The sequence below is a fragment of the Rhizobium sp. N122 genome, from assembly GCF_002211295.1.
Lineage (GTDB): Bacteria > Pseudomonadota > Alphaproteobacteria > Rhizobiales > Rhizobiaceae > Rhizobium.
On the sequence record NZ_LOKU01000078.1, the window covers coordinates 166,213 to 180,470 of the forward strand.

Below are 14,258 nucleotides of genomic sequence, written 5' to 3' on the forward strand. Positions count from 1 at the left end.
GGTTTGCTACAATTTTACCTCTTGCAGCCGCTGCAAAGCGGATCGCTCGTATCGTGCAGGCCTCACTCGGAAAGCGAGATGAGACCGCCCTGATGCCGGTGCAGCCTGCCTGCTATGTCGAGCTCCAGCAGGATGAGATAGACCGCCGATGCCGAGAGCCCGGTGTGGCGGATAATATCGTCGATCTCGACCGGCGTCGGCCCGAGCGCATCGATGATGCGGTTGCGGTCCGTATCGCCGGGCGGCATCGTCATTGCCCCGCCGTCACGTGGCGGCTCTTCGGCCATCGACGACGGGAACAGCTCGAATTGCGCCAGCGGCGCCAAGGCTTCGATGACATCGGCGGGTGCGGTGACGATAGAAGCCCCGTCCTTCAGCAGGCCGTTGGTGCCATGGCAGCGCGGATCGAGCGGTGAGCCGGGCACGGCAAACACCAGCCGGCCGAATTCGCCGGCAAGCCGTGCGGTGATCAGCGATCCCGAGCGCGTCGCCGCTTCGACGACCACGAGACCGAGTGCGATGCCGGCGATCAGCCGGTTCCGGCGCGGGAAATCGCGGGCCCGCGGTTCCCAGCCGAAGGGCATCTCGCTGACCGCCAGGCCGTTGCCGCCGGTGATCTCCGCGAGCAGGCCGATATTCTCCGGCGGGTAGGGCTGGTCGAGGCCGCCGGCAAGCGCCGCGATCGTGCCCGTATCGAGGCTTGCCCGGTGCGCCGATGTGTCGATGCCGCGCGCCAGCCCCGAGACCACGGTATAACCGGCGCGACCGCAGTCACGCGCCACCATCGCCGCGAATTTGGCGCCGGCGATCGAAGCGTTGCGCGAACCGACGATGCCGACCGCCGGCCGTTTGGCGGCGGCCAGCGCGCCCTTGACGGCGAGAAGCGGCGGCGCGCCGTCGATCTGCTTCAGCGCTTGCGGATAGTCCGGCTCGCCGATGCCGACGAAGCGGGCGCCGAAACGATGCGCCGCTTCCAGCTCCCGATGCGCCTCGGCCTCGCTGGCGATACGGATCGCCCGCGTCGCGCCGCCGCGCGCCGAAAGCTCCGGCAACGCCGCGAGCGCCGCCTCGGCCGATCCGAAATGATTGATGAGGTCGCGAAAGGTCGCCGGGCCGATATTGTCGGAACGGATGAGGCGCAGCCAGGCAATTTTCTGCCGTTCGCTCAGCACAGTGCCTTTTGGTCCCGCGCTCAGCGCATCCATTATCCCTTCGCCCCGATTTTGCTTTCCGTCCCGCCCATCAGACGGGAAATATTCGCCCTGTGCTTCCAGTAGGAGATCAGCGTCATGATCGCCATGACGGCTGCAACTTTTTCATTGCCGAGTATCCACAGCGCAACCGGCATGACAAGCATGGCAACCAGCGCCGACAGCGAGGAGTAGCGGGTCGTGAAAGCGATCGCCAGCCAGATGGCGGCGAAGAGCACGACCATGATCGGTGCGACGCCGAGCAGGGTGCCGATATAGGTGGCGACGCCCTTGCCGCCCTTGAAGCCGATCCAGACCGGGAAGAGGTGGCCGATGAAGGCGAAGAAGCCGGCTATGATCGCAGCCTCGTCACCGAGAAAGTAACCGACGACCCAGGCGGCGGCCGATGCCTTCAGCGCATCGAGCAGCAGCGTCGCCGCCGCAAGCTTGCGGTTCCCGGTTCTCAGCACATTGGTCGCGCCGATATTGCCGGAGCCGATGCTACGCACGTCGCCGAGGCCAGCGGCGCGCGTCAGGATCAGGCCGAAAGGAATGGAACCGAAGAGATAGCCGATGACGGCGGCGACAAGCGCGACCGGCAGCGTGATCTGCCATGACATGAGATTGGATAACATATGCCGCCTCAGCCCCTCCGTGGCCTATCCCAATATGCCGTTCTTTAAGGACGCCGTTTCCTAGAGTGCGTGGACAAGCTTTCCCGAGACATATGTCGCGACCGCTCGCCCGCTGAAGCGTGCATCTTCGAACGGCGTGTTCTTCGAGCGAGAGAGAAGCATGTCTTTGGCGACAAGCCAAGGCTCATCGAGATCGATCAGCGCGATATCGGCCGCAGCCCCCGGCTTCAGCGTGCCGGCAGGGAGGCCGAAAATTTCAGCCGGGCGGGTGGACATGGCGTCGATCAGGCGCATCAGGCTCACTTGGCCGCCATGGTGAAGCCTGAGAGCCGCCGCCAGCATGGTTTCAAGGCCGACCGCGCCGTCTTCAGCTTCGCCGAAGGGCAGGCGCTTCGTATCGACGTCCTGCGGGTCGTGCGAGGAGACGATGATGTCGATCGCGCCGCTTGCCAGCGCCTCGACCATGGCCACCCGGTCGTCTTCCGGGCGCAGCGGCGGATAGAGCTTGAAGAAGGTGCGGTATTCGCCGATGTCGTTTTCGTTGAGCGCCAGATTGTTGATCGAGATGCCGGAGGTGACCTTGGCGCCGCGGCTGCGGGCGCGTTCGATCGCCTCGACCGATTGAGGCACGGAGATCATCGCGGCATGATACCGGCCGCGCGTCAGCTCTGCGATCCTGAGATCGCGCTCGAGCGGGATGAGCTCTGCTTCTCTTGGAATGCCGGAGAGCCCGAGCCAGCTGGCGAAAAGCCCCTCATGCATGACACCGTTGGCGCCGAGATATTTGTCACGCGTTTCGCAGCAAATGACGGCACCGAATTCGCGCGCATAGGTCATGATCCGCCGCAGCACCTGCGTGTCGTGGACGCTGGAATGGGCATCGGTGAAAGCGACGGCGCCTGCCTGCATCAACAGGCCGATCTCCGTCATCTCCTCGCCGGCAAGACCCTTTGTGAGGGCGGCGGCCGGATAGACGTTGACGGCAGCGGTATCGCGCGCCGTCTTCTTGACGAATTCGACAAGGGCGATGTCGTCGATCACGGGATCGGTGTCCGGCATCATGATGATCGAGGTGACACCGCCGGCTGCGGCCGCCCGGCTTGCCGAGGCGATCGTCTCGCGGTGCTCGCCGCCGGGTTCGCCGATATGGACGCGCGCATCGACGAGGCCGGGCGTGGCGACAAGACCCGTGCAGTCGCGGATATCGGCACCTTCAGGTGCGCCCTGGTTCTGCGCCCCGCTGCCGGCAGCAAGGATCACGCCACCTTCGGCGATGATCGTGCCCACCTCGTCGAGATGGCGCGAGGGATCGACGATGCGGACGTTCTGGAGGACGATCGCGTTGCTCATGCCTTCAATCCATCGGTTCGGGGACCCTGGTTCTGGGAGACGAGCAGCGTCTCCATGACGGCCATGCGCACCGCGACCCCCATTTCCACCTGTTCGGCGATCACGCTCTGCGGACCGTCAGCCACCTCGGAGGCGATCTCGACGCCGCGGTTCATCGGGCCGGGATGCATGACCAGCGCATCCTCCTTCGCCGCTTTCAGCGTTTCGGCGTCGAGCCCATAGAAGTGATAGTATTCGCGCACCGAAGGCACGAAGGCGCCGGACATGCGCTCGCGCTGCAGCCGCAGCATCATCACCACGTCGGCGTCCTTCAGCCCTTCCTTCATCGAATGGAAGACCTCGACGCCCATATCGGCGATGCCGGCGGGCAGCAGGGTGGCGGGCGCGACGACCCGCACGCGGGCACCCATGGCGTTGAGCAGCAGGATATTGGAGCGCGCCACGCGTGAATGCAGCACGTCGCCGCAGATCGCCACGATGATGCGCGAGAGCTTGCCCTTGGCGCGGCGGATCGTCAGCGCGTCGAGCAGCGCCTGGGTCGGATGTTCGTGCTGGCCGTCACCGGCATTGACGACCGAGCAGGAGACCTTTTGGGCGAGCAGGGCGGCCGCTCCGGCGCTCGAATGGCGGATCACCAGCACGTCGGGGCGCATCGCATTCAGCGTCATCGCCGTGTCGATCAGCGTTTCGCCCTTCTTCACCGAGGAGTTTCCGACCGACATGTTCATCACGTCGGCGCCGAGCCGCTTGCCGGCAAGCTCGAAGGAGGCCTGCGTGCGGGTCGATGCCTCGAAGAAGAGGTTGATCTGCGTCAGTCCGCGCAGCGTCGATGTCTTCTTCTCTCGCTGGCGGCTGATCTTGACGGCTTCGTCGGCCTTATCGAGCAGATAGGTGATATCCTGCTCGGTGAGGCCCTTGATGCCGATGAGGTGGCGGTGGGGGAAAAAGACCATGACCCTGCCTCTTGCTGTCTCTGGCGGGTCTATAAAGAGTGCGGCCCGCCGGGGCAAGCATGCGCTGTGGGCAAAGGCTTATGTCCCCATGCATTTTCGCCGGAATTCCGATAGAGCAGAATGAACCGAATCATAACTTCCGGTTTCCCTTTGCCGGGTTCTTACACTAGAAGCGAATTATGACCTCCGCCAACCGGACTGACGAAAAAGTCGCAGAACTCAACCAGCCGAGCCTGTGGTCCGGCATCAACGCCTATCGGTCCGATCCGCTGATCGTCGATCTGACGGCGGCCCTGCCGCGCGGCATCCGCGAGGACCTGGAAAACATGGGCCGCTACGTCACTTCGCCAGAGGCGCAGGAGCTGGCGCGCATGGCGAACCAGGGCGCGCCGCAGCTGCGCACCCACGGTCCGCGCGGCGAGCGCCTCGACGTCGTCGAGTTCCACCCCGCCTGGCACGCGCTGATGCGCCGCTCCATGTCTGTGGGCCTGCATTCCTCCGTCTGGGATCCGCAGGCCGATGCCGATGCCAAGGATGAGGCTCACAAGGTTCGCGCCGCCCGCTTCTATCTGACGGCGCAGCTGGAATCCGGCCATCTCTGCCCGCTGACGATGACCAGCGCCTCGGTTGCCGCGCTTTCGGCGTCACCCGCGGTGCAGAAGGACTGGGCGCCAAAGATCCTCTCGCGCAAATATGATTCGTCCAACAAGCCCGCCATGCAGAAGTCCGCCGTCACCATCGGCATGGGCATGACGGAAAAGCAGGGCGGCACGGATGTAAGGGCCAACCGGACCGCTGGCGAAAAAGTCAGCGAAGGCATCTATCGGCTGTCCGGCCACAAATGGTTCATGTCCGCGCCGATGAGCGATGCCTTCATCATGCTGGCGCAGACGAAGGAGGGCATGGGCTGCTTCCTGGTACCGCGCCTGCTGGAGGATGGTTCGGCCAACGGCCTGCAGTTTCAGCGGCTGAAGGACAAGGTCGGCAACCGCTCCAACGCCTCTTCGGAAGTGGAATTTTCAGACACCTTCGGCTTCCTGCTTGGCGGCCCGGATGCCGGCATCCGCACCATCCTTGACATGGTGACGCTGACGCGGCTCGATTGTGCGCTGGCTTCATCAGGCATGATGCGTGCCTCGCTGGCCGAGGCCGTGCACCACACCCGCGGCCGCAGTGTCTTCGGCAAGATGCTCGTCAATCAGCCGATCATGACGCGCGTGCTGGCCGACATGGCGCTCGATGTCGCCGCAGCCACCGCTCTCTCCTTCCGCCTTGCCGACGCCTTCGACAAGGCGCGCGGCAATGCCGAGCAGGCGGCCTATGCCCGCGTCATGACGCCGGTCGCCAAATACTGGTGCTGCAAGATCGCCCCGGCGCTGATCTACGAGGCGATGGAATGCATCGGCGGCAACGGCTATATCGAAGAGCGCCCGATCGCCCGCCATTACCGCGAAGCCCCCGTCAACGCCATCTGGGAAGGCTCCGGCAACGTCATGGCGCTCGACGTGCTGCGTGTATTGAACCGCGGCAAGGATCTGTTCGAAACCGTTTTTTCAGGCCTTGCCCGCGATCTCGGCCCGGCCGGCAAGAAGACGATCGACGTGCTGCGCGCTGCAATCGCACTCTGCGAACAGGACGAGGGGGCCGCGCGCCTGCTCGTCGAGCAGCTGGCGCTTGCCGCCGGTGCCGCCGAACTCTATCGGCTGGGGGCAGGGCGCATTGCCGATGCCTTCATCGAGACGCGCCTTGCCGGCGGCTGGCGTTCCACCTACGGCATGCTCGATTCCCGCTTCGACGCCAGCTACATCGTCGATCTGCTCTATCCCCCGGCGGCCTGACCGCAGCGGACAATGATTGCTCTTCGCTGGCATCGATCTCAGCGATATCGACGCGCGCGTCGCGCCGATGGTTGCCCCTCACCCTAACCCTCTCCCCGTTCTGACGGGGAGAGGGGACGTGCCCTGCGAGAGGTTGGTGGGGAACGGAGAAGTCGCGGCTATCCTCCTTCGCCCCGTTTACGGGGAGAAGGTGCCGGCAGGCGGATGAGGGGCTGGCATCGGGATCTCCCGGACCGGGCTGGCCGCACCTATCCCGCGCAGATGCACGGATCCAAATCCGAACTGTGGACGACGATCACCGTCTGTCGTCAGGCTGGTCGCAACGTCTCTCTTCCAGGTTGCCTTCCCAGCCTATCCCTGCGAGATCTGCGATCGCATTTTTCCGGCGGTGCCTCTCGATGAGGATTCGCAAAGCCTGTTCGACGGCGACCTCTTTTGTCGCCAACCCCGTGACGATCATTGCTGCGTCAAGCAAGCCATCATCGATATCGATCGTTGTCCGCATGACCACCTCAAATGTACCAATATCGTGAAGGTAGACGCCCGGCCCTCAGGGTTCAACTTTGCTAAAGAAGCTCGCCACAAACAAAAATCCGGCCGCGTCGCCACGGCCGGATTGATTATTTACGTCCAAAAATCAGCGTTCAAAAGAAGCCACGGCGCTGCCACCAGCCGGCTTTCTTCGGCTTGCCGTCATCGCTTTCGGCATTTTCGCTGCGGGTGGATTTCACCGTCGGCTCGGAGGAGGTGATGTTGGATTCGCGGTTGGCGCGAACCGGCTTTGCCTCTTCCGGGGCTTCTTCCTGGGCGGACGTTTCAAGATCGGCGGAGGCCTCGACCAGCTCCGGCGCGGCTTCGGCGACAGGAGCCGCTTCTACCACCGGCTCCTCGACCGGCGCTGCAGCGGCTTTGCGACGGCCGCGGCCACGGGCGGGCTTCACATCCTCGGTGACAACAGCCGCAGCCTCGACGGCGGCAGCTGCGGCCTGGCTTTCGCCAGCCTGATCGGCAACCGCTTCGACAGCTTCTGCTTCCCCAGGAACGCCTTCGTTCGAAACGTCGTCGCCTTCGCTCTCGTCAGTGCCATTGTCTTCACCGGCTTCGCCGGCCGTCAGTTCGGAACCGTCCTCGGCGCGGTTGCGGCGGCCGCCGCGTTTGCCGCGGCGGCGGCGCTTGCGGCGCTGCGATTCTTCGCTCTCAGCCAGCGTCTCGGACGTGGATTCGGTGTTTTCATCACCTTCGCCGCCCTCGTCGTCGCCGTCTTCATCCTCGTCGCCGGCTTCGCCAGTCGCCGATGCCGGCTGCTCGGCATTGCCGTTGCGGCCGCGCCGGCGCCGGCGGCGCTTGCGCTTGCGGTTGCCGTCACCTTCGCCTTCCGAGCGCGCCGCAACGGGTCGCTCGGCAGCGGCCGGCTTTTCCTCGATTTCCTCGTCTTCGTCCTCATCCATTTCGATGACGATGTCGTCGTCGTCATCCTCGGGAATGGCTGCGAAGTTGAAGAGCGTCTCGATCTTGACCGGGTTCTCCACAGCCTCGCCGCGATCGATGGCGAAATGCTGCGCGCCGACCGAACCGTCCGCATCGATGACGATAGCGACGCCGAAACGATTTTCGTAGTCGATGATCGTCTGGCGCTTGTGGTTGAGCAGGTAGAGCGCAATGTCAGGCGTGGTGCGTACGCTGATGTTGTGCGTGGTATTCTTGAGCAGATATTCCTCGATACCGCGCAGGACATGCAGCGCGACGGAGGACTGCGAACGCACATGGCCGCTGCCGCCGCAATGCGAGCAGACCTGCGTCGTCGATTCGAGAACCGAGGCGCGGATGCGCTGGCGCGACATTTCCAGCAGGCCGAAATGCGAGATCCGGCCGACCTGGATGCGGGCGCGATCGTTCTTCAGGCATTCCTTCAGTTTCTTCTCGACGGCGCGGTTGTTGCGCTTTTCTTCCATGTCGATGAAGTCGATGACGATCAGGCCGGCAAGGTCGCGCAGGCGAAGCTGGCGGGCGACTTCGTCGGCAGCCTCGAGGTTGGTCTGCAGCGCGGTGTCTTCGATCGAGTGTTCTCGGGTCGAGCGGCCGGAGTTGACGTCGATCGAAACCAGCGCTTCGGTCTGGTTCATGATCAGGTAGCCGCCGGACTTCAGCGTCACCTGCGGCTGCAGCATGCGGTCGAGCTGGGCTTCGATGCCGGAACGCGAGAAGATCGGATGGATGTCGCGGTAGGGCTGAACCACCTTGGCATGGCTCGGCATCAGCATCTTCATGAAGTCTTTCGCTTCACGATAGCCTTCTTCGCCGGAGACGATGATCTCGCCGATATCCTTGTTGTAGAGGTCGCGGATCGAGCGCTTGATCAGCGAGCCTTCCTCGTAGACCAGGCAGGGCGCGGTGGATGCCAGCGTCAGCGTGCGGACGTTTTCCCAGAGGCGCATCAGATATTCGAAGTCGCGCTTGACCTCGACCTTGGTGCGGTTGGCGCCGGCTGTGCGCAGGATGACGCCCATGCCCTGCGGCACCTCGAGCATGCGCGCGATTTCCTTCAGGCGCTTGCGGTCGGCAGGGTTGGTGATCTTGCGGGAAATGCCGCCGCCGCGCGCCGTGTTCGGCATCAGCACGGAATAGCGGCCGGCAAGCGACAGATAGGTGGTAAGAGCTGCACCCTTGTTGCCGCGCTCTTCCTTGGCGACCTGCACCAGCAGGATCTGGCGGCGCTTGATGACTTCCTGGATACGGTACTGCTTGCGCGGCTTGCGCTGCACGCGGTCCGGTACTTCTTCCATCGCGTCTTCGGCGCCGACGGATTCGATGACTTCCTCTTCGCCGTGATCGTCATCATCGTCGTCATCATCGTGGCGACGCTTGCTGGTATCCACATCTTCGGAGATCGAGTCGGTTTCCACCATGGCGGCCATCGCGCCGCCGGTCGAACCGTCATCCTCGTTGTCGACGCTCGCAGCGCCTTCGGCCTCGACATCAGTGGGAACGGCGTCCTCGGTCGCGGTCGTCTCGGCAACCGGTTCGGCGGCCTTCTTGCGGCTGCGGCGCGGTCTTGCCTTCTTGGCCGGCGCTTCTTCGGCGGCCTCGGGCGCTGCCGCTGCTTCTACCGCCGGCTCTTCCGTTACGGCAGCCGTTTCCGGCGCCTCTGCCGGCACGATGCCGACATCCGGCTGATCCTGCTTGGAAAGATCGACCATCGGCGCGGTTTCGACATGCTCGACGTCTTCGTCGCGGCGATGCTCCTCGGCTTCGGCCCGAAGCAGCGCCTGACGGTCGGCAAGCGGTATCTGATAATAGTCGGGATGAATTTCGGCGAAGGCCAGGAAGCCGTGCCGGTTGCCGCCGTAATCGACGAAGGCGGCCTGCAGCGAGGGCTCGACCCTCGTTACCTTTGCCAGATAGATGTTGCCGCGGATCTGCTTCTTGTGCTGGGACTCGAAGTCAAATTCTTCTATGCGGTTCCCGCGAACGACAACGACGCGCGTCTCTTCCTCGTGAGACGCATCGATAAGCATTTTGTCTGCCATGTAAGCTGTGCTCCTCGGCGTGGCCGCGAGAGCGCATTCCCGACTGCTGTTGAAACAGAAAGAATGCGGTCCGCAGTGGCCGCGCCGGATAATGAAAGTCGCGCCTGATGCGAGGGGGAGGGCAGCAGCCAGACCGCAGCCGGAACCATTTCGGTCCGGGGCCTGTACACTTCAGATAAAACCTGCTGCGAAACCATCAACAACCAAGCGTGATCGACAAATACGAAGACCCATTCGGGTCCGATGAGTTTGCTCCCTGAGAGCGTGGTGGCTGATCCACCAATGAATTCCGACAATGAGCCGGAAAATCAGGATCCAGTTCTACGGGTGAAGCGCATGAGACGGCGGACGATGACCGGTGTGGCGCCAGGTCCAGATCTGGCTGGCAGCCTTTGCGGCGACTCTATCCCGTCAACACTTTACCCTAAAATTCGTTGTATGTTTTCCGTGTCACAATAGCAAGGGAAAAGCCAAATGTGCCATAATATTGATGGATTTCGTAACGCATAGAAGCTGGGGATAAAGCGATTGCGATTCGGCAGGCCGCAACGGGTGTTTCGTCCCAACGACGTTCGACGCGGCCGCGCCGGCTCCATCGCAGTAACAGATAGGGTGTGGCGGTTTATTGTTTAAGAGGGCTCGGACCGCGGTGAAATCCGCAATGCGGCGATCGACATGCGCAAGGCGGGTTCTGACGGCGTTTCTGGCCGTTGGTCTGTTGTCGGCTGTTGTTGGTTCCGTCGAGGCCAAAGATCCGCTGCTTGCTTATGGCGCGCGCATCATCGGCGACGATGCAAGAACCCGCATCGTCATCGATTTCGATCGGGAACCGCGTTTTTCCGTCCACTATATCGCCAATCCCGAACGTATCGTCGTCGACCTGCCGGCGACCGCCTTCGGTTTTCCGGCAAAGGATCTCGCTGCCCGCGGCCTGTTCAAGGATATTCGCTACGGCAAGATGGACGAGGAGAGTGCCCGCATCGTGCTGACGACGGCAGGGCCAGTGAAGCTGGCGCTCGCCAAGGTACAGGCCGACGAGGCCGGCAAGGGCCATCGCCTCGTGCTCGATGCGGAGATGATCGACAAGCAGGCCTTTGCCGAACTGGTCAAGACGCAATCCTGGGGCGATCGGGCCTGGAGCGATCGGACCTCGAACGATGAGACCGGCGCAGCCCAGACGACGAGCGCCATTCCGGCACCTGAGAAATCCGCTCCCGGGGATTTCGTCATCGCGGTCGACGCCGGCCATGGCGGCATCGATACCGGCGCGATCGGCGTCGACACCAAGACCGAGGAAAAGCAGGTGACGCTCGCCTTCGCCAAAGCCTTGACCGAGCGGCTGAACAAGGAGCCGGGCATCAAGGCTTTCCTGACGCGCAAGGATGACGAGTTCCTGTCGCTGTCGCAGCGGGTGCTGATCGCCCGCCAGAACCATGCCGGGCTGTTCATTTCGCTGCACGCCGACACGCTGAAGCAGAAGGATATCCGCGGCGCCACCGTCTACACCATCTCCGACAAGGCATCCGACAAGCTCGCCGCCGACCTTGCCGAACGCGAAAACCTCTCCGACCAGATCGCCGGCAAGGAGACGGTCGCCGAGCCGCCCGAGGTCGCCGATATCCTGCTCGATCTGACCCGGCGCGAGACTCAGGCCTTTTCGATTTCGCTGGCCGAAAGCGTGCTGAATTCGTTCAAGGACCAGGTCGGCACCATCAACAATCCGCACCGTCATGCCGGTTTCCGCGTGCTGCAGGCCCCAGATGTGCCGTCGATCCTTCTCGAGCTCGGCTTCCTCTCGAACGCCGAGGACGAGAAACTGCTGCTCGACGAGACCTGGCGCGGCAAGATCGTCGGTCTATTGACCGACGCAGTGAAGCGCTACCGCGCCGCCGTCATCGCCAATGGCGGCTGATGCCTGCCGCGCCCCATAAATCGATAGGGGTTGCGGGTCGATGAAATCGATAAAAACAAAGACTTAATGTGCATCGCCTGATTCAAACTCTGAGCAGCATGGCTCGGATGGGCGGCGGGGACGGGCGTTGCTTGGATGTGACAGTCCCGATGAAACGCGCCCGCGGCGGTGAATGCGGCGGGCAGGGCCCTATTTTCCTCACAATCGCGCCGTTACTCCGGCTTATGTTTCGTAAGCCTTGAGCGCGGAATCGGCTTGTGGCGGTAGCGCTCATGGAGTAAGCCGCGCAACGTGCAAATTGCCTTGATCGGTGCAATCGTTGCGTTCTGCGCCGATTGAAGATCGAAGAGACCGGTAGCTGAAAATATGGTTAGACTTTTTGGATATTTCTTCGGAATGGCCTGCGTCCTGTTTCTGGTCGCGGCGGCGGGTGTTGCCATCTATCTCGCCAACGTCGCGAAGGATCTCCCGGACTATGCCGTTCTGAACAGCTACGCGCCGCCGGTGACCACCCGTGTCCACGCCGGCAACGGCGCGCTGATGGCCGAATACGCCAAGGAAAAGCGTCTCTTCCTGCCGATCCAGGCCATCCCCGACCGCGTCAAGGCGGCTTTCCTGTCGGCCGAAGACAAGAATTTCTACAATCATCCGGGCGTCGATCTCACCGGTCTCGGCCGCGCCATCCTCGTCAACCTGCAGAATTTCGGTTCCGGCCGCCGGCCGGTCGGCGCTTCCACGATCACCCAGCAGGTGGCCAAGAACTTCCTTCTGAGCTCTGACCAGACGATCGACCGCAAGATCAAGGAAGCGATCCTGTCCTTCCGCATCGAGCAGGCCTACAGCAAGGACAAGATCCTTGAGCTCTACCTGAACGAGATCTTCTTCGGCCTGAATTCCTATGGCATCGCCGGCGCAGCACTCACCTATTTCAACAAATCCGTCACCGAACTGACTGTCGCCGAAGCCGCCTATCTGGCATCCTTGCCGAAAGGCCCGGCCAATTATCATCCTTTCCGCCATCCGGAAGCTGCGCTCGAGCGCCGCAACTGGGTGATCGACCGCATGGTCGAGAACGGCTATGTCAGCCAGAGCGACGGCGTGGAAGCCAAGAAGCAGCCGCTCGGCGTCACCGCTCGCACGACCGGCCCCTCGCTTTTTGCTTCGGACTATTTCGCCGAAGCCGTGCGCCGCCAGCTGATCGACCAATATGGCGAGAAGGTTCTCTATGAGGGCGGCCTTTCTGTACGCACCTCGCTCGATCCGCAGATGCAGCTCGCCGCCCGCAAGGCGCTGCAGGACGGTCTGGTGACCTATGACGAGCGTCGCGGTTTCCACGGGCCGATCAAGCAGATCGATGCAAGCGGCGACTGGGGCAAGGCGCTTGCCGATATTCCGGCACTCGCCGACGTGCCGGAATGGCGGCTTGCCGTCGTGCTTGCCGTTTCCGACAGCAATGTCGATATCGGCCTGCAGCCGGCCAAGGATGGAAGCGGCAAGGTTTCGGCCGACCGTCAACGCGGCACTATCGATGCCAAGAACATGCAGTGGGCCTTCCGTTCGGCCGACGCCGCCCGCAAAAGCACGAAATCACCGGTCGGCGCCGTAGCCCCCGGTGACGTCGTCTATGTCGCAAAGCTCGGCGGCGACGCCTCGACCTCCTATCGCCTGCAGCAGCCGCCGAAGGTGCAGGGCGGCCTGGTCGCCATGGATCCGAAGACCGGCCGCGTGCTCGCCATGGTCGGCGGCTTCTCCTATTCGCAGTCCGAATTCAACCGCGCCACCCAGGCGATGCGCCAGCCGGGCTCCTCGTTCAAGCCCTTCGTCTACGCCGCCGCGATGGATAACGGCTATACGCCGGCCTCCGTCATCATGGATGCGCCGATCGAGATCGTGTCCGGCGGCCAGGTCTGGAAGCCGGAAAACTACGGCGGCGAAGTCGGCGGCCCGTCGACGCTGCGCTCGGGCATCGAGCATTCGCGCAACCTGATGACGGTGCGTCTCGCCAACGATCTCGGCATGAACATCGTCGCCGAATATGCCGAGCGCTTCGGCATCTACGATCACATGCTGCCGGTTCTCTCCATGTCGCTCGGCGCCGGCGACACCACGGTACTGCGCATGGTCTCGGCCTATTCGGTCATCGCCAATGGCGGCAAGCAGATCAAGCCGACGTTGATCGACCGCATCCAGGACCGCTACGGCAAGACGATCTTCAAGCATGAGGAGCGTCTCTGCGAAGGCTGCAATGCCGGCGACTGGCAGAACCAGGAAGAGCCCAATGTCGTCGACAACCGCGAAACCGTTCTCGACCCGATGACCGCCTACCAGATCACCTCGATGATGCAGGGCGTCATCCAGCGCGGCACCGCCGCCGGCAAGATCGATCTCGGCGGCCGCGACGTGGCCGGCAAGACCGGCACCACCAACGACGAGAAGGACGCCTGGTTCGTCGGCTTCACCCCGGATCTGGTCGCCGGCCTCTATATGGGCTTCGATACGCCGGCCCCACTCGGCCGCGGCGGCACCGGCGGCGGTCTCTCCGCGCCGATCTTCAACGAGTTCATGCAGGCCGCCGTCAAGGACGCGCCGGAATCGAAATTCGTCATTCCGCCGGGCATGAACCTGATTTCGATCGACCGCAAGACCGGCATGGCCGCCATGGACGGCGATCCGAACACCATCATCGAGGCCTTCAAACCAGGCACCGGCCCGGCCGACAGCTTCAACGTCATCGGCATGGACAGCACCATGGCGCCGGAAGAGATCCTGAAGACCTCGCCGCAGGCAAACCAGGCCGTCCAGACCGGCACGCCCGGCCTGTTCTGACCATCGCCGAATTTTGAACGCCCGTCG

General features: G+C 63.2%; 9 protein-coding genes. 3 read left to right on the plus strand and 6 right to left on the minus strand.

From position 1 onward, the window contains the following. Positions 1 to 62 precede the first annotated feature (62 nt). The 4 genes from dprA to ATY75_RS32095 are packed head-to-tail and all read right to left on the minus strand — an operon-like array spanning position 63 to position 4,128. The gene (dprA, locus tag ATY75_RS32080; protein WP_064838090.1) at positions 63 to 1,205 is read right to left on the minus strand and encodes a DNA-processing protein DprA; all 1,143 of its coding nucleotides are present in this window, start codon (positions 1,203 to 1,205) and stop codon (positions 63 to 65) included. Continuing rightward, entirely contained in the window at positions 1,205 to 1,825 is a 621-nt protein-coding gene (gene plsY, locus ATY75_RS32085; protein ID WP_088940545.1) for a glycerol-3-phosphate 1-O-acyltransferase PlsY, read from the minus strand. The genes dprA and plsY overlap by 1 nt, the downstream gene beginning before the upstream one ends. A 60-nt stretch (positions 1,826 to 1,885) precedes the next feature. After that, positions 1,886 to 3,175, minus strand: coding sequence for a dihydroorotase (locus ATY75_RS32090; RefSeq protein WP_088940546.1), 1,290 nt, complete (start codon positions 3,173 to 3,175; stop codon positions 1,886 to 1,888). After that, a complete protein-coding gene (locus ATY75_RS32095; RefSeq protein WP_003587231.1) occupies positions 3,172 to 4,128 on the minus strand; it encodes an aspartate carbamoyltransferase catalytic subunit in 957 nt (318 codons plus the stop codon). Before ATY75_RS32095 ends, ATY75_RS32090 begins: the two co-directional genes overlap by 4 nt. Before the next feature lie 179 nt (positions 4,129 to 4,307). Here ATY75_RS32095 and ATY75_RS32100 point away from each other — a divergent pair, with 179 nt between their 5' ends. Then, positions 4,308 to 5,966, plus strand: a complete 1,659-nt coding sequence (locus ATY75_RS32100; protein ID WP_088940547.1) for an acyl-CoA dehydrogenase family protein — start codon at positions 4,308 to 4,310, stop codon at positions 5,964 to 5,966. 295 nt (positions 5,967 to 6,261) lie between these two features. Here ATY75_RS32100 and ATY75_RS32110 read toward each other — a convergent pair whose 3' ends face one another. Further along, on the minus strand, positions 6,262 to 6,471 hold the full coding sequence (locus ATY75_RS32110) for a type II toxin-antitoxin system VapB family antitoxin (RefSeq protein ID WP_088940549.1): 210 nt from the start codon (positions 6,469 to 6,471) through the stop codon (positions 6,262 to 6,264). Between the two features lie 139 nt (positions 6,472 to 6,610). After that, positions 6,611 to 9,493 (minus strand): ribonuclease E/G, encoded by a 2,883-nt coding sequence (locus tag ATY75_RS32115; protein WP_088940550.1) that lies wholly within the window; start codon positions 9,491 to 9,493, stop codon positions 6,611 to 6,613. Positions 9,494 to 10,118: 625 nt separating this feature from the next. Between ATY75_RS32115 and ATY75_RS32120 the strand changes: the two genes are divergently transcribed. After that, entirely contained in the window at positions 10,119 to 11,405 is a 1,287-nt protein-coding gene (locus ATY75_RS32120; protein WP_088940551.1) for an N-acetylmuramoyl-L-alanine amidase, read from the plus strand. Positions 11,406 to 11,771: 366 nt separating this feature from the next. Continuing rightward, a complete protein-coding gene (locus ATY75_RS32125; RefSeq protein ID WP_088940552.1) occupies positions 11,772 to 14,231 on the plus strand; it encodes a penicillin-binding protein 1A in 2,460 nt (819 codons plus the stop codon). Positions 14,232 to 14,258: the final 27 nt, after the last annotated feature.